This window comes from Brucella sp. NBRC 14130, assembly GCF_040371715.1.
In the GTDB taxonomy this organism is placed as follows: Bacteria; Pseudomonadota; Alphaproteobacteria; order Rhizobiales; family Rhizobiaceae; genus Brucella; species Brucella intermedia.
Map to the genome: position 1 here is coordinate 485,287 of NZ_BAABTE010000005.1, position 18,150 is coordinate 503,436.

Here is an 18,150-nt window from a genome sequence, read left to right on the forward strand (position 1 = left end):
CCAGTAACCGCTCCAAAGCTGTGCTGGAAATGCCCTCATCAATAAACAATACCGGAAGCCGATGCCTACAGTAGCTCCGCTCGACCTTGAAGGTCATTGTCTTTATGCGCGCTTTGTCGGCGGCATTCCCTTCTTCGCCATGGCCGCTGGCGCGATCCATCAGCTCAACAATGGAAGCAGGACCTCTGCCGCCCATGACGGGCTGTTGAGCGCGACCGTTTCCGTTGATGGAAAGTCGCTCATCACCGGCGGCGAAGACGGTCGCGTGTGCCGTACCGACGTCGATGGAACGGTGAGCGAACTTGCAAAGGTTCCGCGCAAATGGATGACCGCTGTCGCAGCAGGCCCCGGCGGAACTGTCGGTTTTGCGTCCGGCCGCACTGCGTGGGTGCGCACGTCCGACGGCAAGGTACAGGAATTTGCGCAGGAACGCAGCGTCGAAGCCATCGCCTTTGCGCCGAAGGGCCAGCGGCTGGCGATTGCACGCTATAACGGCGCAACGCTGATCTGGACCGGCACGGCGGCAAAGCCCGTCGAACTGGAATGGAAAGGCGCGCATATCGGCGTAATCTTCTCGCCCGATGGCCGCTTCCTCATCACCTCGATGCAGGAAAATGCGCTGCATGGCTGGCGTCTCGAAGATACGAAGCACATGCGCATGACCGGCTATCCGGCGAAGGTGAAGGACTGGTCGTGGAGCGCCAAGGCCAAGTGGCTCGCCACTTCCGGCGCGCCTGCGGCAATCGTCTGGCCTTTTGCGGGCAAGGACGGCCCGATGGGCAAGGCTCCCTTGGAGCTTGGCCTTCGCGGCGACAGCATGGTGACATCGGTTGCCTGCCACCCGGTCGAGGACATTGTGGCCATTGGCTATAATGACGGCATGATCCTGATCGCACGTTTCGCCGACAGCAAGGAAGTTCTCCTGCGCCGCCCCGGCAAGGGCGCAATCACCAGCATGGGCTGGGACGAGCACGGCCACCGCCTCGTCTTCGGCTCGGAGGCCGGGGATTGCGGCGTGGTTTCGATAGCCGATTAGGGTTTGGGACGTAAATTCTCTGGTTTATGGCCTGTCATTTTATGCAACGTATCGTCGCGCAGCACAAAATGGTGGAAAAGCGCCATGGCTGCATGTCCTACAACGACCACCAACAGAACCCAACCAAGCAGACTGTGAAGTGCATTGCCCGGAGCAGTTAATGCTGTGTTTTCCGTTCCTGTTGGCTTGAAAATCTGAATGCCCAGAAATGAGAAGCCGTATTCATCACCAGAAGCACGCAACAGTGCCAAAGCCGGGACCGTTATCATGAGAGCATAGATGACCAAATGCCCCAACGTCGCCAGTTTGCCCGACAATCCCTGCTTGGGCGGACGGTGGGCAAGATTCAATACGCCCCAAATACCACGAGCGAAAACCAACAAAAACAGGAAAAATCCGAGCTGTTGGTGGATAGGCCAGAGCAGGTTACCCACGGGACCATCACCGGAAAAGAACAGTGTGATCGCAATCACAAACTGGCAGAAGAATAAGAATGCCATAGACCAATGAAATATGCGGCTAACCGGTCCATACCCCGCAGGGCCATCCCACAGCACAGTATTTTTCTTCATTTATATTCTCTCTAACTATAACTATCTACAGAAATTCAATAAAAATATTATTATTAATAAAACTAGATAATCGCTATTACATTCACATATAATAGCAAACATCTATGACAGATTTTCCAGATGATCAACCTTTTTGTCGCGAAACGCAACAATTTCCGCCGGCCAACATAATATTTGCGATTACTTATCAAGCAAAGACATTGATGCCATCTTTACTTCGACTTCATCGAGACCGCCGGTGCGCCATCTGGTCCGAGCGACGCTACCCATTGGCTGATGGCCGCGACATCCTTTTCGCCCAGCATATGATCCGCATCGATGGTGCGGGCGTCGACGCGCGCGCCGCCGGAGCGCAGAAGCGCTGAAAGCGCCGGCGCGAAGGGTGAATAAAGCTTGTCGTCTTCGCCCGTGATGGTGAGAACGCGCGCCTTGCTCAGATTGGCGGCAGGCGCATTGTCCAGAACCGGCATCGAGCGCATGAGGACAGCGCGCTTCACCAGATCGGGGTGGAGCATCATCGTCGCCGCCAGAAGATTGGCACCGTTCGAATAGCCCACGAAAGTTGCGTGGGTAAGGTCGAGTTCCTTATCGTCGGCCAGACGCGTGAGGAAGGTCACGAAGGCATTGGCTTCGAGCTTGATGTCCTTCTGGTCGAACTTTACGGGCGTGATGCGCTTGTACCAGCGCGTGCCGCCATCCTGCATCACGCGGCCACGAATGCCGAGCAGCGTGGCGCGCGGCCAGATTTTGGATGCCATCGGCACTAGGCTGGTTTCGTTTCCGCCCGAACCGTGCAGCAGGATCACCAGTTCACTGGAGGCGTTTTCCGGCTTGTAGAAGCGATGGATGAACTGCCTGCTGCGCGAAAAATTCTGTTCCGGCGTCGTTTCCGTATCCATCTTCTTCTCGCGCATTGTCACGCCTTCACCCAGCTTGGGAGCGCCCTGCTCTTCTTTCATCGATGCGGCGATGGCGCTCAGGGCCTTGCCCTGACCGTTGGTCGAAACGGGCTGTCCCTCAGCCAGAGCCGAGCCAGCCGCCACCGTGAATGCAGCTGCCGCCAAAGCGGCCATAAACATCTTCTTTACCATGATCTCAACATAGCCAATGAGACGTTAACGAAGGTTTGAAGGCAGCTCTTCCCGGGTGCGTCCCCACCCCTGCCGGCGATAGCGAATTTAGTCCGAAGTCGCTCGTTCGGTTGCGCTAATGTAATGCGGTTAACAGCAGAGTTTTAGCGAGAATATGGCAGAATGCACGAAAAGTTACATCGTGTTACAATTCTGTTACGCATTCACGCGGCTTCAACAATGCGTGACCACCGCACTGGCCGCAGATTATCCATGCTTTTGACGCCTTTACGTGGAATCATGTCTGCAACTTGAGGGTCAATCATTTTGGAAGTGGGAACGACAATGAGCAGCTTCAAACCGGGGCGTTTTTCATCCGCCCGCCTCACTTATGATGCGGTGACGCCCAAAAGCCTCTATCTCAACCGCCGCTCCTTCATGGTCGGCGCCGGTGCTCTCGCTGCCGCTGGCATTGCCTCTTCGGCTTTTGCCGAACCGCTGAAGGCCAAGGCTTCCGCCTATAAGGTGGACGAGAAGCTGACGCCGCAGGATGCCGTCACGACCTACAATAATTTCTACGAGTTCGGCACGGACAAGAGCGACCCTTCCGCCAATTCCGGCAATTACAAGCCGCTGCCCTGGAAGCTCACCGTCGACGGCCTCGTCAAGCAGCCGAAGGAATTCGACATTCAGGACCTGATTTCCCGGATGCCGCTTGAAGAGCGCATCTATCGGATGCGCTGCGTCGAAGCATGGTCGATGGTCATTCCGTGGATCGGATTTCCACTCGCAAGCCTGCTGGCGCAGGTGGAGCCGCTCGGTTCGGCCAAATACATCGCCTTTACCGGCCTCGTGCGACCGGAGGAAATGCCGGGCCAGACCGGCCTCTTTCAGGTTCTCGACTGGCCCTATATCGAGGGCCTGCGTCTTGACGAGGCCATGCATCCGCTGACCATCCTCTCGGTCGGCCTTTACGGCGAGACATTGCCCAATGCGAACGGCGCGCCGATCCGGCTTGTGGTGCCGTGGAAATACGGCTTCAAGGGGATAAAGGCGATCACCAAAATCAGCTTCGTCGAAAAGCAGCCACCTACCTCGTGGCAGCAGCAGGCCGCCAACGAATATGGTTTCTACGCCAATGTGAACCCGGAGGTCGACCATCCCCGCTGGAGCCAGGCGACCGAGCGGCGCATCGGCGAAGGCGGTTTTCTGGGCTCGGGCCGACGCCCGACTTTGCCGTTCAACGGCTATGGCGAGGAAGTCGCATCGCTTTATGCGGGCATGGACCTGAAGGTGAATTACTGACATGGCGGCTGCGACCCGGACAGAGCGGAAGAAAACAACCCGGCCCGGTGAATGGAAAATCTGGCTGCTTTACGCGGTCGGTTTCGTCCCGGCTGTCTGGACCTTCTATCTGGGCGCAAGCGGCAATCTCGGCGCCGATCCGGTCAAGACCTTTGAACACACGCTCGGCCTGTGGGCGCTGCGCTTCCTCATTCTCACCCTCATGGTCACGCCGATCCGCGACCTGACCGGCATTGCGCTGCTGCGCTACCGCAGGGCGCTGGGTCTCCTCGCCTTCTATTATGCGCTGATGCACTTCGCCACCTACATGCTGCTGGATCAGGGCCTGAACATCTCCGCCATCGTCACCGATATCGTGCGGCGGCCCTTCATCACCATCGGCATGATCAGCCTTGTGCTGCTGGTGCCGCTGGCGCTGACCTCCAACAACTGGTCGATCCGCAAGCTCGGGCGGCGCTGGAACAGCCTGCACAAGCTGGTCTATGTGGCAATCGCGGGCGGCGCGATCCATTTCATCATGTCGGTGAAAAGCTGGCCCGCCGAACCGGTCATCTATGCCGGGATCGTCGGCGCGCTTCTGCTGTGGCGTCTGGTGCGTCCGCACGCCCGAAACCGCAAGCCTGTTTCCCGCCCGCGCGGTAAAGCAATCGCGGCAAAGAAATAAGCCGCCAGCGAGAGCCTTTTTGCAAGAATTCTAATATAGAATCTAAATTTCGTGTTCCCACACTTACCCCCATGACATGACGATGCAAATCATGTCAGTATCGCCGCGATTTCCGCACACGGAATAGTTCCCGGCGGCGGCAACTGACGAATACGGAATGCATATGTCTTCTCTCCTGAAATCGGCTCCCGTCCGCATCGCAGGCAAATTCGTCTTCATTCTATTCACCCTTGTCTTTGCGATCTGGGCCAGCTTCGCCATGTGGTTTCAGCTGCCCTTCGGCGATGCCATGCGCGGCTCCGTCATCGCCATCTGGCTTCTGATCGCCCTTGCGGTGATTGCAGGCGAAAGACATTACAGCTGCTGGCGCAGGCGGCTCTTCTTCTGCCTTCTTGCGCTGGCGATGCTGGCGGCCTGGTCTACGGTGCGCCCGTCCCTCAATCGCATCTGGGCGCCCGATGTTGCCCGCACGGTGACCGGGCACGTCAATGGCGATCTCGTCACCCTATCCAATGTCCGCGATTTCATCTGGCGGACGACGGAGGATTTCACGCCCAACTGGAAGGAAGAAACCTACGACCTCAGCAAGATCACATCGGTCGACGTCTTTCTTTCCTACTGGTCGAGCCCGGCTATCGCCCACACACTTCTGTCGTTCGGCTTCGAGGATGGTCGTCATGTGGTGTTTTCAGGCGAAATCCGCCGCGAGCATCACGAGGTCTTTTCCGCCATTGCCGGGTTCTTCCGCCAGTTCGAGCTGGCGATGATCGCGGCGGAAGAACGCGACATCATTTATCTGCGCACCAATGTCCGCAAGGAAAACGTCTATCGCTATCGCGTCAAGCTGCCGCCCGCAGGCGCGCGCGAACTCTTCCTCTCCTATGTCGCGCTGGGCAATCAACTGGCCGAGCAGCCGAAATTCTACAATACGCTGACCGCGAACTGCACCACGATCATCTTCCACATGGCGCGGGTGCTGGACCCGAACTTCCCCTTCGATTACCGCATTCTTCTGTCAGGCTTCCTGCCCGGCTATCTTTATGATCACGGCTGGCTGGAAAATGGCGGCACGCTGGAGGAACTGCGCCAGCGCGCATCGATCGATGCAAGGGCGCTCGCAGGCGGACGCGACGGCTTTTCGGAGCGCATACGCGAATAGGGCATTTCCGGCAAAAGTGCGAAGGGTCTGGTCGGCACTGCCGACGGGAACCGCTCATGAAAAACCCCGCCGAAGCCGCAACTTCGACGGGGTAATCTTTTATGGGCCAGATTACACCGCGGCGGTGATGATGATCTCGACCTTGTAGTCAGGCGTTGCCAGCGCTGCCTCGCCGGTGGCGCGTGCAGGCGTGTGAGCCGGATCGACCCATGCATCCCAGACGGCGTTCATTTCGGCAAAGTCCTTCATGTCGGCGAGCCAGATGATGGCCTGAAGAATCTTGGTCTTGTCGGAGCCCGCTTCCTTGAGAAGACGGTCCACCTCGGCCAGAACGGCCTTGGTCTGGTCTGTGACGCTGGCGCCAGGATTTCCCACCTGACCGGCGAGATAAACGGTGTTGCCGTGAATGACGGCCTGGCTCATGCGCGGGCCGACTCCGATGCGACGGATGCTCATGGTGGACTCCTCTCGATACTGCTCTTCCGCGGGCATGGCCCGCATGTGAAAATGTTGCGTATCCTTATTAAAGCCCTGATCCGCTTTGGCAATGCCAATGCCAGCCTGAATGATGCTATTTCAGTGAAAACAGCATTTCCCGCAAAAGCATGGAGCGTCCACGCGGGGAAATCCGTTCGCTCGACTGGTTTCCATCCGGCTGCGATGCGCAATATAATGCGACGAAACAAATAGCCGGTGCGGCCCCGGCAAGCTCGTTTTGACCGAACCGCTCTCCCGGAGGAGGAAAGCATGGCGCAACCGCTCGCCGAGATTTACCGCGACTATATCGCATGCCTGAACCGGCAGGACTGGGATGACCTCGGACTTTATGTGCATGAAGAGGCCGTGCACAATGGCAGGGCCTTGGGCCTTGATGGCTATCGCAGGATGCTGGAACAGGATTTCGAGGCGATCCCCGACCTGCGCTTCAACATAGAGCTTCTTGTCAGCGATCCGCCCCGCATCGCCAGCCGCCTGCAATTCGACTGCACGCCGAAGGGGATGCTGTTGGGGCTGCCGGTCTACGGCAGGCGGGTGCGGTTCGCCGAAAATGTTTTTTACGAATTCGAGAATACGCTGATAAGACGGGTCTGGTCGGTCATCGACAAGGCGGCGATTGAAGCGCAGCTGTGATCATATGGCGATGGCAGCCGATGACAGCCCATGATGACGGCCCATGATGACGGCATTGACTCTTTCCCGCCCTCACCCTATAAGCCGCGTCACGTTCGCCCGCGCGGTTTTACGGATGGTTTTGTGCTGTCCATCGCAAGGGAAAGAACCAGCTCCTGTTCAATAGAGCATGACCCCGAAAGTGAATAACGGTTTCGGACAAGGTCATGTTCAACGGAAAAACAGAATCAAGAAGGGCCGCACACCGCGGTATTAAATAAATGAAGCGCACTTACCAGCCATCCAAGATCGTCCGCAAGCGTCGTCACGGTTTCCGTGCACGCATGGCAACCACCGGCGGCCGCAAGGTTCTCGCCGCTCGCCGTTCGCGCGGCCGTAAGCGGCTTTCCGCTTAATCTTTTCCCGCGCTGTCGCGCGGTGACTAAAGAAATGAACAAGCCGAAACAAATACTCCGCCTTCGCAAGAGAGCGGAGTTTTTGGCTTTGAGGAATGGTGAAAAGCGACGTGGTCCACTGTTTCTTCTTGAAGTCCGGGAACGGACCGAAGAGGAATCGCAAGCCGCCAGGATCGGCGACAAACCCCGTGCAGGTTTCACCGTAACGAAGAAGAACGGCAACGCCGTGATAAGAAACCGCATCCGCCGCAGGCTCAGAGAAGCGGTTCGTTGTCACGCAGGGCGTGACATGGCGCCTTCGACCGACTATGTGATCGTAGCGCGCGAGCAAGCCCTCACTGCGCCCTTTTCGCGACTGACCGAAGAACTCTCCCGCCGCATCAAGGCGAAGGGTGAACGGCGGGGCGATGGGAAACGCCGAACGGAAAGACCGGAATCAGGACCCGTCAATGGAAAATAATCGTAATTTCTTCATCACCATTGCCCTGTCCATCCTCGTGCTGACGCTGTGGCAAGTGTTTTATCTGGGTCCGAAATCGGAAGCCCAGCGGGAGCAGGCACGCATTGAGGAGCAGCAGCAGCAAAAACAACAGGCGACGCAGCAGCAGGCGCAAGGTAGCCAGAACGGCGACACGCCGCAGATGCCCGCCGCCTCCGGGAACGTTCCCGGTCACAGCGATGTTGCAGCCGGCGGCGGCACGCTGACCCGCGAGGCAGCCGTTGCCCAGACGCAGCGCATCGAAATCGACACGCCTTCGCTGCGCGGTTCGATCAACCTGACCGGCGCCCGCCTCGATGACATCTTCCTGAAGAACTATCACGAGACCGTCGACAACAATTCGCCGAACATCGAACTGCTCGCGCCGTCGCCGCTGCAGCAGGGCTATTTCGTCGAACTGGGCTTCACCGGCAACGAGACCACCGGTCCCGTCCCCGGACCGAACACGGTCTGGACCGTGGAAGGCAATAACAGGCTGACGCAGACGACGCCCGTTACGCTGACCTATACAAACGAGAAGAACATCACCTTCAAGCGCATCATCTCGGTCGATGAATCCTACATGTTCTCGGTCGAGGACACGATCGTGAACAATTCCGGTGCGCCGATCTCGCTTGCTTCCTATGGCCGCGTGACCCGCTTCAACCAGCCCGAACATGCCAGCGCCACCTATGTGCTGCATGAAGGCCTGATCGGCGTCATGGGTCAGGACGGCCTGCAGGAAATCAAATATTCCAAGATCGAGGACAACAAGGACATCTCGTTCAAGGATGTCCAGGGCGGCTGGCTCGGCATCACCGACAAGTACTGGGCGGCGACGCTCATTCCGCCGCAGGACGAAAAGTTCACCGGCCGTTTCTCGCATTTCACCAATGACCGTCCGCGCTATCAGGCCGATTTCCTCGGCGCGCCGATGACCATTGCGCCGGGCCAGACCCAGACGGTGAAGAACCATGTCTTCGCAGGCGCGAAAGTGGTTTCCCTCATCAAGAACTACGAGGAAACGCTCGGCATCAAGCAGTTTGAACTGCTGATCGACTGGGGCTGGTTCTACTTCATCACCAAGCCGATGTTCTATCTCATCGACTGGATCTACAAGTTCTCCGGCAATTTCGGCGTCGCCATTCTGGTCGTCACCGTTCTGCTGAAGGGCCTGTTCTTCCCGCTTGCCAACAAGTCGTACAAGTCGATGGCGCGCATGAAGCTGGTGCAGCCGAAGCTCACTGAAATCCGCGAGAAATATGCGGATGACAAGATGCGGCAGCAGCAGGAGATGATGAAGCTCTACAAGGAAGAGAAGATCAATCCTCTGGCCGGTTGCTGGCCGGTGCTGGTGCAGATTCCGGTGTTCTTCGCGCTTTACAAGGTGCTCTATGTCACCATCGAAATGCGCCACGCGCCGTTCTTCGGCTGGATCCAGGACCTTGCAGCGCCCGATCCGACTTCGCTCTTCAACCTGTTCGGCCTGCTGCCTTTCGCCGTGCCGCACTTCCTGATGATCGGCGTCTGGCCGCTTCTGATGGGCATCACCATGTTCCTGCAGATGCGCATGAACCCGACGCCTCCGGACCCGACGCAGGCTGCCATCTTCACCTGGATGCCGGTGATCTTCACCTTCATGCTGGCTTCGTTCCCGGCTGGTCTGGTGATCTACTGGGCATGGAACAACCTGCTCTCCATCACCCAGCAGGGCATCATCATGAAGCGCCAGGGCGTGAAGATCGAGCTCTTCGACAATCTCAAGAGCCTCTTCAAGCGAAAGCCGAAAGAGGCGAAGAAATAGACTTGAAAGAACCCCGCTTCGGCGGGGTTTTTTGTACCCTCATGTTGACAATGCGGCCCATAACATTGATGCGTGTACGCAAGAGAACACACCGACCGGGACAGAACCATTGAGCGAGCAGGATAAGAAGCAGGCGGCGATCAGGGCCGCTCAGGCAGCGGCGGATGCAGTCCGGGAAGCCCAGGCGGCACTTGTCGAGGAAGGACGCCTGCTTTTCAAGAAATCATGGATTTTCATCCGTGGCGTGCCGTCGATGAAATTCCTGCCGCCGGAAGGCCCGGTGGAGATCGCCTTTGCGGGCCGCTCCAATGTCGGCAAGTCGTCGCTGATCAATGCGCTCGTCAACAAGAAGGGCCTTGCGCGCACATCCAACACGCCGGGCCGCACGCAGGAACTGAACTATTTCGTGCCGGATGGCTATTCGGGCGAGAATGGCGACCTGCCGCCGCTGGCCCTGGTCGACATGCCGGGTTACGGTTTCGCCGAAGCGCCGAAAGCGCAGGTCGATGCCTGGACGCGCCTTGTGTTCAATTACCTGCGCGGACGCACCACGCTGAAGCGCGTCTATGTGCTGATCGACGCCCGGCATGGCATCAAGAAGAACGATGCGGAAGTGCTCGACCTTCTCGACAAGGCGGCGGTTTCCTACCAGATCGTGCTGACCAAGATCGACAAGATCAAGCCTGCGGGCGTGCCGGGCCTGCTGGAAGAAACGCACAAGCTCACCTACAAGCGCGCGGCCTGCTTCCCTGGGATCATCGCCACATCATCGGAAAAGGGTGTGGGTCTCGACGAACTGCGAGCGGCCATCGCGCTGCTTATCAAGGAAGCCTGATAGTCAGCCGGGGCAGCTTTCAGGCTGCCCGTCCAGCCCTTCATTGAACTGCTCGAAACGGGCGCTTGAATGCCCCTCGCTGCGCTGGATACGCAGCACATAGATGCCGTCGAAATCATCGCCACGCCATTTGGGCACCGCAGCTTTATCTCCGCCATTGTCCCTCAGCAGATTTCTCGCCAGCTTGTAGAGTTGCTTGTGCTCCCAGCCGACCAGTATCGTGGCACTGGCATATTGCGGCTGTTCAAGTGCGGCTTGCAGCTTTTCGATCTCGTCATAACCGAAGCGCGTATCGACCGGCATTCCGAAGCGGATCGCCGTCGGCTCCACCGTCGCCAGCGGGCGGATATAGGCGTAGGAAACGCCGTCATCCATCTTCTCCTTTGCGGGATCTGGCGCGAAAATGGCGTCCGGCTTGCCAAAATCCTTTGCAATGACGGCGGGCAGTTTCAGGGAACGGTTAAGGCCCCGGCAGCTCAACTGCCCCATGCCGCCTTCCGGCTTCTCGCCATGGCGGACAAGGATGATCGTCTCGGTGGTTTGCGGGGGCGCGGCATGGGGCGCGGTTGCGCCAATCAGAAATGCGAGGGCGGTAAGGAAAATCTTGCGCATGAAACCGTTCTCAAAAAATCATTCGGCTCGAAAAATCATTCCGTTTAAAAAATCCCGTCAGGCTTTCTATTCCAGAGGTTTCCGGCTGCAAATTCAAATAATCGCGAAGGGTGAAGCGAAAAATACGCTGCAGCCGATTCCAATTGCCACAAAACCAGTCTAGAAAAACCTGTTTCTCCCTGCCCTGTCGCCTGCCATGGAGCCCGCGATGACGACACTTGAAAATCCCGAAATGCAAGCGCAACTCCTGTCCGCAGCCCTGCCCTATATGCAGCGCTACGAGAACAAGCATGTCGTCGTGAAATATGGCGGTCACGCCATGGGCAATCCGGAGCTGGGCAAGGCTTTCGCACGGGATATCGCGCTTTTGAAGCAGTCGGGCGTAAACCCGATCGTCGTACATGGCGGCGGCCCGCAGATTCAGGCCATGCTGACCAAGCTCGGCATCGAATCCCGCTTCGAAGGCGGCCTGCGCGTCACCGATGAAAAGACCGTCGAGATCGTGGAAATGGTTCTGGCCGGTTCCATCAACAAGGAGATCGTCGCGCTCATCAATGCCGAAGGCGAATGGGCCATCGGGCTTTGCGGCAAGGACGGCAACATGGTCTTTGCGCGGAAGGCGCACAAGACCGTCATCGACCCGGATTCCAATATCGAGAAAGTGCTGGACCTCGGCTTCGTCGGTGAACCGGCGGAAGTGGACCGCACCCTGCTCGACCTTCTGGCCCGCTCCGAGATGATCCCGGTCATTGCGCCGGTGGCGCCGGGCCGCGACGGCCACACCTACAACATCAACGCCGACACTTTTGCGGGCGCGATTGCCGGTGCACTGGCCGCAACGCGCCTCCTGTTCCTCACCGATGTTCCGGGCGTGCTGGACAAGGACAAGAACCTCATCAAGGAACTGTCGGTTGCCGATGCGCAGGCGCTCATCAAGGACGGCACGATTTCCGGCGGCATGATCCCCAAGGTGGAAACCTGCATCGATGCCATCCGCCGCGGCGTGGAAGGCGTCGTCATCCTTAACGGCAAGACCCCGCATTCCGTGCTGCTTGAGCTTTTCACCGAACACGGTGCCGGCACGTTGATCGTGCCTTAAAAAAAGAAGCACGTTGATCGTGCCGTAAGGAAAAAACTATGACCGATATTCCGGACAGAGCTGCCTTCGCCCACGTCACGGACTGGGTGTTCGACCTCGACAATACGCTCTACCCGCACGCCGCCAATCTGTTCTCCCAGATCGACGTGAAGATGACGAGCTATGTCGAGGCGCTGCTGAACCTGCCGCGCGACGAGGCGCGCAAGATTCAAAAGCAGTTCTATCTGGAATATGGCACCACGCTGAAAGGCCTGATGGAGTGCCATCAGATCGACCCGGACGACTTTCTGCAAAAGGTTCATGACATCGACTATACGTGGCTGAAGCCCGATCCGGCTCTGGGCGAGGCCATCAAGGCGCTGCCGGGCCGTCGCTTCATCTTCACCAATGGGGATCGCGGCCATGCCGAACGCGCGGCGCGCCAGCTCGGAATCCTCGATGATTTCGACGATATCTTCGACATCGTGGCGGCAGGACTGACGCCGAAACCGGAACGGGTCACCTATGACCGTTTCCTCGGCTCCTTCGGCATCGATGCGGGCAAGGCCGTGATGTTCGAGGATTTGGCGCGCAATCTGGTCGTCCCCAAAGCGCTCGGCATGAAAACCGTGCTGGTCGTGCCGAACAATTTTGAGCCTACTTTTTCCGAAATATGGGAAAGCGATCCCGAGTTCACCGATCAGGTGGACTATGTGACCGACAACCTGACCCGGTTTCTGGAAGAGATTGTTGCGCCAAGATAGGCATTTCACCGGCCTTGAAAAATGGCTGGACGCGGCAGCGCATCGTGTTCTCGATGCCCTGCCCCGCCATCCCGTCTCCGACGCCCTGATCGAATTTCTGGTTTTCGGGCTGAAACAGGCGTGGGCCTGCCTTTTCGGCGGCGCCATGCTGGCGCTCATCATCATCACCCGCTGGTTCTGGCCGGATGGCGGAGCGGGGTTCGTCACCCGCTATGATTTCCTGTTCCTCGCCGCGCTTGCGATCCAGCTCGCCATGCTGGTCTTCAAGCTGGAAGCGTGGGAGGAAGCCAAGGTCATCCTCATCTTCCATGTGGTCGGCACAGCGATGGAAGTGTTCAAGACCCATGCCGGTTCATGGGTCTATCCGGAAGAAAATTTCTTCCGCATAGGCGGCGTGCCGCTCTTTTCCGGCTTCATGTATGCGGCTGTCGGCTCCTATATGGCCCGCATCAACCGCATTTTCGATATCAGGCTGAACCACTATCCACCGCTCTGGATGACCGTGGTTCTGGCTGCGGCGATCTACATCAATTTCTTCGCCCACCACTTCATCCAGGACATGCGCTGGCTGCTGTTTGCCACGACCTTCGCGCTTTTCTGGCGCACCTCCATGCATTACCGCGTCTTCCGCTTCCGGCACAAGATGCCGCTGCTGATCGCCTTCCTGCTTACCTCGCTCTTCATCTGGATCGCCGAAAACATCGGCACATGGTCGAGGGCCTGGCTCTACCCCAACCAGCGCAATGGCTGGGAGTTCGTATCGATGAGCAAGCTCGGCTCGTGGTATCTGCTGATGATCATCTCGGTGGTGCTGGTGACGCTCGTTCACCGTCCTCGTCCCTATCGAGCAGAAGATGAGCTGCAAAAAGAAACGCCCGAATAGATGCGCGTACAAACAAAGAGACAGAGCGGTCCCCATGACTCCGTTTTAACCGGAACCGCTCTGGCCGGGCGCATCGCACAGAATATCCGGGACGATCAGAGCTTGTAGAAATCCCTGATCTGCCCCCAGGCTTCGTCGGCGGTTTCCACGAAATTGAGCAGTTCGATATCGGCAGGCGAAATCGTGCCCTGCTCGGCCAGAAACTCGATATTGATCGCCTTGGTCCAGAATTCCTTGCCGAACAGGATCAGCGGCAGGCGCTCCATCCGGTTGGTCTGGATCAGCGTCATGGCCTCGAAAAGCTCGTCCATCGTGCCGAAACCGCCGGGGAAGACGCAGATCGCCTTGGCGCGCATGAGGAAGTGCATCTTGCGGATCGCGAAATAATGGAAATTGAAGCAGAGGTCGGGCGTGACATAGGCGTTTGGCGCCTGTTCATGCGGCAGCACGATGTTGAGCCCGATGGTCGGCGCGCCGACATCGGCGGCACCGCGATTGCCCGCTTCCATGACGCCGGGGCCGCCGCCCGTCACCACGATGAACTCGCGATAATAGGTGGTGGCGGAATATTCCGAGCAAAGCCGCGCGAATTTGCGCGCTTCCTCGTAATATTGGGCGTTGGCTTCGAGGTTCTTCTTCTGGACCTCGTTCTTGGCCGCCCAGGCCTCGCCGCCGGGTTCGGGAATGCGCGCGCCGCCGAACATGACCACGGTGGACTTGATGCCACGGTCGGCCAGAATCATTTCCGGCTTCAGCAATTCCAGCTGCAGACGCACCGGGCGCAGGTCGCGCCGGGTCATGAACTCGTCGTCCGTGAATGCAAGGCGATAGGCCGAAGCTTCGGTCTGCGGCGTCTGCGGTACGGTTCGCGCCTGCTTGACAGCTTCCTCTGAATTGGGGAACGGCGTCCAGCCGGACTTCTCCATCGGGTTCATGCTACTCACCTGCTCCTTCATTCCGCCATGCATAGAATTGAACATTCATTCTGGCGCTAATTGCTTAATCTGTCTCAAACGTGGCGCCGCAATCGGGTCACGAACGCGATTGACCCATATGGCGCCATCGCTTAATCAATTTCCCAGCAAACGGGCTGGACCTTTCCCGCCTGCCTTCCGCCGCCCCATTCATGGAGACCGCACCTTATGACCAAGCCAGACCTCGCCTCCCTTGAGAAGACAATCGACAAGGCTTTCGACGAGCGCGACGGCATCAATACGGCAACGCGCGGCGAAGTGCGCGATGCCGTCGAACAATCGCTCATTCTGCTCGACCGCGGTGAAGCCCGTGTCGCAGAAAAACAGGCGGACGGCAACTGGCATGTCAACCAATGGCTGAAGAAAGCGGTTCTGCTCTCCTTCCGCCTCAACCCGATGGAAGTCATCAAGGGCGGCCCCGGCCAGTCGTCGTGGTGGGACAAGGTTCCCTCCAAGTTCGACGGATGGACAGCCAACGAATTCGAAAAGGCGGGCTTCCGCGCCGTGCCGAACTGCGTCGTGCGCCACTCGGCCTATATCGCGCCGAATGCTATCCTGATGCCGTCCTTCGTCAATCTCGGCGCCTATGTCGATGAAGGAACGATGGTCGACACCTGGGCGACGGTCGGTTCCTGCGCACAGATCGGCAAGAATGTTCATCTTTCCGGCGGCGTCGGAATCGGCGGCGTGCTGGAGCCGATGCAGGCCGGCCCAACCATCATCGAGGACAATTGTTTCATCGGCGCACGCTCGGAAGTCGTTGAAGGCTGCATCGTGCGTGAAGGTTCCGTGCTCGGCATGGGCGTCTTCATCGGCAAGTCCACCAAGATCGTGGACCGCGCGACGGGCGAAGTCTTCTACGGCGAAGTGCCGCCCTATTCCGTCGTCGTCGCCGGCACCATGCCGGGCAAGAACGTTCCCGGCGAAAACTGGGGCCCGAGCCTCTATTGCGCGGTCATCGTCAAGCGCGTCGATGAAAAGACCCGCTCCAAGACCTCGATCAACGAATTGCTGCGGGACTAGAACGCGTCTGTTTGGTGGATCGCCGAAACCGGTCCACGCTTTTCGGGATGCGCTTTGAAACGCAGGCATATCAAGGAAAAAGGCGACGCCGCTGGCGTCGCCTTTTTCATAACTGGTCGCCCCTTCGGATGGCGCAATGCCTCTGATCCGGGCAATCCGGGGAGACACTGACGCCATCCTCCGGGGAGATAGTTTTAAAGCTTTCCGGTTGCCCTGCATGGCTGATGCGTGAGGGGGACGAACGCAGGGCCACGCAGGACGACCGGGAGTCTCAACTATCAGAACCGATTAGTTCTGGTAGCTGGACGGGGAAGCGTCGCCGAAGCGGTGAGCCGAACCATCCTGGCTGACCGGCGCAGACTGGCGAATGGCAGCCGGAGCCGTATAGTCGATGTTGCTGCGGGTCGAAGCGACCGGGGTTTCGCCGGGGAGCACGAAGGCCTTGTCCTGGGCAGCCATTTCAGCAGGCTGGCCGACAAACGGGTTTTCGGCATAGGCGGCACCGGCGCTGAGAGCGACAGCAAGGGCGGCAAGAGCAAACTTTTTCATATCTCTATTCCTTTTCCATAGCGTCCCCGAAATCGGCTTTCACCGGTCGAACCTCAATTTCGGGCTCGTGTTCGGGCTCAGGGGGGACATTTGGTTACTTGGTAGGTAACTGGCGGTTATCTGGCGGTTGTCTAACGGCAATCCGCCGGTTGGCTGGGCCTTCGTGGCCCGCCCTACGGTGTCAGGCACATCTGGGAGGAAATGCCCCGACACCTTCGGGATGACATGCAATGTGGGTATTCATGCCCGGCCCGTCGGGACCGGAAAGACCAAAAGTCCGGAAGGACTCTTAGTTCTGGTAAGAGGAAGGCGATGCATCACCGAAGCGGTGAGCCGAACCATCCTGATAGACCGTTGCCTTGTTGATAGAGGCAGGAGCCGTGTAGTCGAGCTTCTGGGCAGCGACCGGGGTGCGGTCGTTTGCATAAAGATCGGCAGGTTCGCCAACATGCGGGTTTTCTGCGAAGGCGGCACCGGCGGTAAGAGCAAGAGCAGCGGCAGCAAGAACAATCTTCTTCATTTTCCTATCTCCTTGGAAAGTGGAGCGGCGTTTGTTCGTCGTTCCGATGCAGCTGAAATGGGTGACAGTGAGCAAAAGTTCCAGTCACGAAAATGTTTTCTTGATCACACATTTGTGCGACCAATTTTTTTAATTTGAGCCAAACTGATTTAAAAAATCAAATAAAAACAATAGATTGATTGATATACCAGCAATCACACGACTGTTACAAAGGTGTCTTTGTTCAAGAAGCGCGAACAGTCTGTCCGGATATATTGTCCAATGAGAGTGAACAATGGGGTGATTTTCGCGCTCCATCCCTGATCGCGCAACCCCTAAAAACAAAAAGCCGCATCGAAATGCGGCTTGATGATATTCAAACGGCCTCGCAGCGTTCGGCGTTGAACGCTGTACTCCCGGTCAGTTGTTCGCGACGGCGACCGACCGCCCGGCGATGGAAACCCACTGGCCGGAATTGGCTGGCGACTGCATCTTGATATAGCGGTACGACGTCTTCTCGACGGGCAGCACCTCGTCGCGCAGATTGTCGAGGATATAATCGCCGTGATCGGTGCGGGCAGTCAGGATGACATGCGGCTCGCTGCCCTGCACCATGGTGATGAGCAGCAATGACGGGCTGATGCCCCGCGCCATGAGCTGCGCCCGCTTCATCAGCACATAGTCTTCGCAATCGCCCTTGCCGTTGACGGGAAGCGTCCAGTAGTCGCGCTTGCCGTAATTCTCCTGATCGGAGACCGGCTTGATACGGTGATTGACGGAGCTGCTGACCGATTGCAGCAGCTTCATGCGCTGCGGGGTCAGCTTCATGGGCGGCAGGACGCGATGCGCGCCGCAATCGCGCTTGTTGCGATCGCAATAATCCTTGTGCCCGTAAGGAATGCTCGTAAGCCCGCCTGCTTCACTCCATTGCGCGGCCTTGGCCGGTATCGCCGCCGCCCCGAAGAGCACCATCATGCCTGCTATCGCAGAAGTGACAAAACGCATGCGCAGTTTCCCATTTTTAAAAGAGTCCCCGTTGATCGGCCCTTTGCGGGTCTCGTTATCAACTTATTTTTAACTAACGATGACAGGGGCCCTCCGGTCAAGGAAATTTCGTTCCCAAATTGAAACCGGTTGAGAAAAACAAGTGAAAGGCGAAACATCGCCGCCATGCACAACCGCCGCCCTCACACGCATCCTGATCCGAAAACCGCTTCGCACTTTTCGGGATGCGACTTTGTTTTCTCGCGCATCCTGATCCGAAAACCGCTTCGCACTTTTCGGGATGCGACTTTGTTTTCTCGCGCATCCTGATCCGA

23 protein-coding genes are annotated in these 18,150 nt (G+C 57.9%); 15 read left to right on the forward strand and 8 right to left on the reverse strand.

What is annotated here, in order from left to right; genetic code table 11:
- The first annotated feature begins 61 nt into the window (after positions 1 to 61).
- Entirely contained in the window at positions 62 to 1,036 is a 975-nt protein-coding gene (locus ABWW28_RS13375) for a WD40 repeat domain-containing protein (RefSeq protein ID WP_353391144.1), read from the forward strand.
- Here the strand turns inward: ABWW28_RS13375 and ABWW28_RS13380 are convergent.
- Both ABWW28_RS13380 and ABWW28_RS13385 read right to left on the reverse strand, forming a co-directional pair.
- Complete coding sequence (locus ABWW28_RS13380; RefSeq protein ID WP_151599415.1) at positions 1,033 to 1,608, reverse strand: cytochrome b; 576 nt, start codon at positions 1,606 to 1,608, stop codon at positions 1,033 to 1,035. The genes ABWW28_RS13375 and ABWW28_RS13380 overlap by 4 nt on opposite strands.
- Before the next feature lie 212 nt (positions 1,609 to 1,820).
- Positions 1,821 to 2,699 carry an alpha/beta hydrolase gene (locus ABWW28_RS13385; RefSeq protein ID WP_021587092.1) on the reverse strand — a complete coding sequence of 293 codons (879 nt, stop codon included), beginning with the start codon at positions 2,697 to 2,699 and terminating at the stop codon, positions 1,821 to 1,823.
- 324 nt (positions 2,700 to 3,023) lie between these two features.
- Here ABWW28_RS13385 and msrP point away from each other — a divergent pair, with 324 nt between their 5' ends.
- The 3 genes from msrP to ABWW28_RS13400 all read left to right on the forward strand — a co-directional run bounded on the left by msrP (position 3,024) and on the right by ABWW28_RS13400 (position 5,806).
- On the forward strand, positions 3,024 to 3,983 hold the full coding sequence (msrP, locus tag ABWW28_RS13390) for a protein-methionine-sulfoxide reductase catalytic subunit MsrP (RefSeq protein ID WP_100651738.1): 960 nt from the start codon (positions 3,024 to 3,026) through the stop codon (positions 3,981 to 3,983).
- Position 3,984: 1 nt separating this feature from the next.
- Positions 3,985 to 4,647 carry a protein-methionine-sulfoxide reductase heme-binding subunit MsrQ gene (msrQ, locus tag ABWW28_RS13395; protein ID WP_151659050.1) on the forward strand — a complete coding sequence of 221 codons (663 nt, stop codon included), beginning with the start codon at positions 3,985 to 3,987 and terminating at the stop codon, positions 4,645 to 4,647.
- 157 nt (positions 4,648 to 4,804) lie between these two features.
- Positions 4,805 to 5,806: an Lnb N-terminal periplasmic domain-containing protein gene (locus ABWW28_RS13400; RefSeq protein ID WP_151659049.1), complete on the forward strand. Its 1,002-nt coding sequence runs from the start codon at positions 4,805 to 4,807 to the stop codon at positions 5,804 to 5,806.
- Positions 5,807 to 5,917: 111 nt separating this feature from the next.
- Here the strand turns inward: ABWW28_RS13400 and ABWW28_RS13405 are convergent, their stop codons facing one another.
- Positions 5,918 to 6,262 carry a RidA family protein gene (locus ABWW28_RS13405; protein WP_006472300.1) on the reverse strand — a complete coding sequence of 115 codons (345 nt, stop codon included), beginning with the start codon at positions 6,260 to 6,262 and terminating at the stop codon, positions 5,918 to 5,920.
- A gap of 51 nt (positions 6,263 to 6,313) precedes the next feature.
- Here ABWW28_RS13405 and ABWW28_RS13410 point away from each other — a divergent pair, with 51 nt between their 5' ends.
- The 6 genes from ABWW28_RS13410 to yihA all read left to right on the forward strand — a co-directional run bounded on the left by ABWW28_RS13410 (position 6,314) and on the right by yihA (position 10,449).
- Positions 6,314 to 6,496 carry a hypothetical protein gene (locus ABWW28_RS13410; RefSeq protein WP_151599413.1) on the forward strand — a complete coding sequence of 61 codons (183 nt, stop codon included), beginning with the start codon at positions 6,314 to 6,316 and terminating at the stop codon, positions 6,494 to 6,496.
- Positions 6,497 to 6,553: 57 nt separating this feature from the next.
- Positions 6,554 to 6,937 (forward strand): ester cyclase, encoded by a 384-nt coding sequence (locus ABWW28_RS13415; RefSeq protein WP_021587096.1) that lies wholly within the window; start codon positions 6,554 to 6,556, stop codon positions 6,935 to 6,937.
- Between the two features lie 260 nt (positions 6,938 to 7,197).
- A complete protein-coding gene (rpmH, locus tag ABWW28_RS13420; protein WP_006467565.1) occupies positions 7,198 to 7,332 on the forward strand; it encodes a 50S ribosomal protein L34 in 135 nt (44 codons plus the stop codon).
- 34 nt (positions 7,333 to 7,366) lie between these two features.
- The gene (rnpA, locus tag ABWW28_RS13425) at positions 7,367 to 7,792 is read left to right on the forward strand and encodes a ribonuclease P protein component (RefSeq protein WP_036565519.1); all 426 of its coding nucleotides are present in this window, start codon (positions 7,367 to 7,369) and stop codon (positions 7,790 to 7,792) included.
- Positions 7,782 to 9,614 carry a membrane protein insertase YidC gene (gene yidC, locus ABWW28_RS13430; RefSeq protein WP_021587098.1) on the forward strand — a complete coding sequence of 611 codons (1,833 nt, stop codon included), beginning with the start codon at positions 7,782 to 7,784 and terminating at the stop codon, positions 9,612 to 9,614. Before rnpA ends, yidC begins: the two co-directional genes overlap by 11 nt.
- A 64-nt stretch (positions 9,615 to 9,678) precedes the next feature.
- Positions 9,679 to 10,449 carry a ribosome biogenesis GTP-binding protein YihA/YsxC gene (gene yihA, locus ABWW28_RS13435; protein ID WP_425598872.1) on the forward strand — a complete coding sequence of 257 codons (771 nt, stop codon included), beginning with the start codon at positions 9,679 to 9,681 and terminating at the stop codon, positions 10,447 to 10,449.
- A gap of 3 nt (positions 10,450 to 10,452) precedes the next feature.
- Here the strand turns inward: yihA and ABWW28_RS13440 are convergent, their stop codons facing one another.
- Positions 10,453 to 11,061 carry a hypothetical protein gene (locus ABWW28_RS13440; RefSeq protein WP_021587100.1) on the reverse strand — a complete coding sequence of 203 codons (609 nt, stop codon included), beginning with the start codon at positions 11,059 to 11,061 and terminating at the stop codon, positions 10,453 to 10,455.
- On the opposite strand from ABWW28_RS13440, the gene ABWW28_RS13445 reads away from it, so the two are divergent.
- The 4 genes from ABWW28_RS13445 to ABWW28_RS13460 are packed head-to-tail and all read left to right on the forward strand — an operon-like array spanning position 11,060 to position 13,786.
- Positions 11,060 to 11,224, forward strand: a complete 165-nt coding sequence (locus ABWW28_RS13445) for a hypothetical protein (RefSeq protein ID WP_021587101.1) — start codon at positions 11,060 to 11,062, stop codon at positions 11,222 to 11,224. The two genes, ABWW28_RS13440 and ABWW28_RS13445, sit on opposite strands and share 2 nt — an antisense overlap.
- A 45-nt stretch (positions 11,225 to 11,269) precedes the next feature.
- Positions 11,270 to 12,160 carry an acetylglutamate kinase gene (argB, locus tag ABWW28_RS13450; RefSeq protein ID WP_006472297.1) on the forward strand — a complete coding sequence of 297 codons (891 nt, stop codon included), beginning with the start codon at positions 11,270 to 11,272 and terminating at the stop codon, positions 12,158 to 12,160.
- Between the two features lie 38 nt (positions 12,161 to 12,198).
- Positions 12,199 to 12,903, forward strand: a complete 705-nt coding sequence (locus tag ABWW28_RS13455) for a pyrimidine 5'-nucleotidase (protein ID WP_025090810.1) — start codon at positions 12,199 to 12,201, stop codon at positions 12,901 to 12,903.
- A complete protein-coding gene (locus tag ABWW28_RS13460; RefSeq protein WP_151659047.1) occupies positions 12,890 to 13,786 on the forward strand; it encodes a DUF817 domain-containing protein in 897 nt (298 codons plus the stop codon). Before ABWW28_RS13455 ends, ABWW28_RS13460 begins: the two co-directional genes overlap by 14 nt.
- Before the next feature lie 95 nt (positions 13,787 to 13,881).
- On the opposite strand, the gene ABWW28_RS13465 is transcribed toward ABWW28_RS13460, so the two are convergent.
- The gene (locus tag ABWW28_RS13465) at positions 13,882 to 14,721 is read right to left on the reverse strand and encodes an LOG family protein (protein WP_031346854.1); all 840 of its coding nucleotides are present in this window, start codon (positions 14,719 to 14,721) and stop codon (positions 13,882 to 13,884) included.
- 207 nt (positions 14,722 to 14,928) lie between these two features.
- Between ABWW28_RS13465 and dapD the strand changes: the two genes are divergently transcribed.
- Positions 14,929 to 15,783 carry a 2,3,4,5-tetrahydropyridine-2,6-dicarboxylate N-succinyltransferase gene (gene dapD / locus ABWW28_RS13470; protein WP_006467573.1) on the forward strand — a complete coding sequence of 285 codons (855 nt, stop codon included), beginning with the start codon at positions 14,929 to 14,931 and terminating at the stop codon, positions 15,781 to 15,783.
- Positions 15,784 to 16,071: 288 nt separating this feature from the next.
- Here the strand turns inward: dapD and ABWW28_RS13475 are convergent, their stop codons facing one another.
- The 3 genes from ABWW28_RS13475 to ABWW28_RS13485 all read right to left on the reverse strand — a co-directional run bounded on the left by ABWW28_RS13475 (position 16,072) and on the right by ABWW28_RS13485 (position 17,803).
- Complete coding sequence (locus ABWW28_RS13475; protein ID WP_006467574.1) at positions 16,072 to 16,332, reverse strand: hypothetical protein; 261 nt, start codon at positions 16,330 to 16,332, stop codon at positions 16,072 to 16,074.
- A gap of 289 nt (positions 16,333 to 16,621) precedes the next feature.
- Positions 16,622 to 16,852 (reverse strand): hypothetical protein, encoded by a 231-nt coding sequence (locus tag ABWW28_RS13480; RefSeq protein WP_006472293.1) that lies wholly within the window; start codon positions 16,850 to 16,852, stop codon positions 16,622 to 16,624.
- A 399-nt stretch (positions 16,853 to 17,251) separates the two neighbouring features.
- A complete protein-coding gene (locus tag ABWW28_RS13485) occupies positions 17,252 to 17,803 on the reverse strand; it encodes a transglutaminase-like cysteine peptidase (protein WP_006472292.1) in 552 nt (183 codons plus the stop codon).
- Positions 17,804 to 18,150 lie beyond the last annotated feature (347 nt).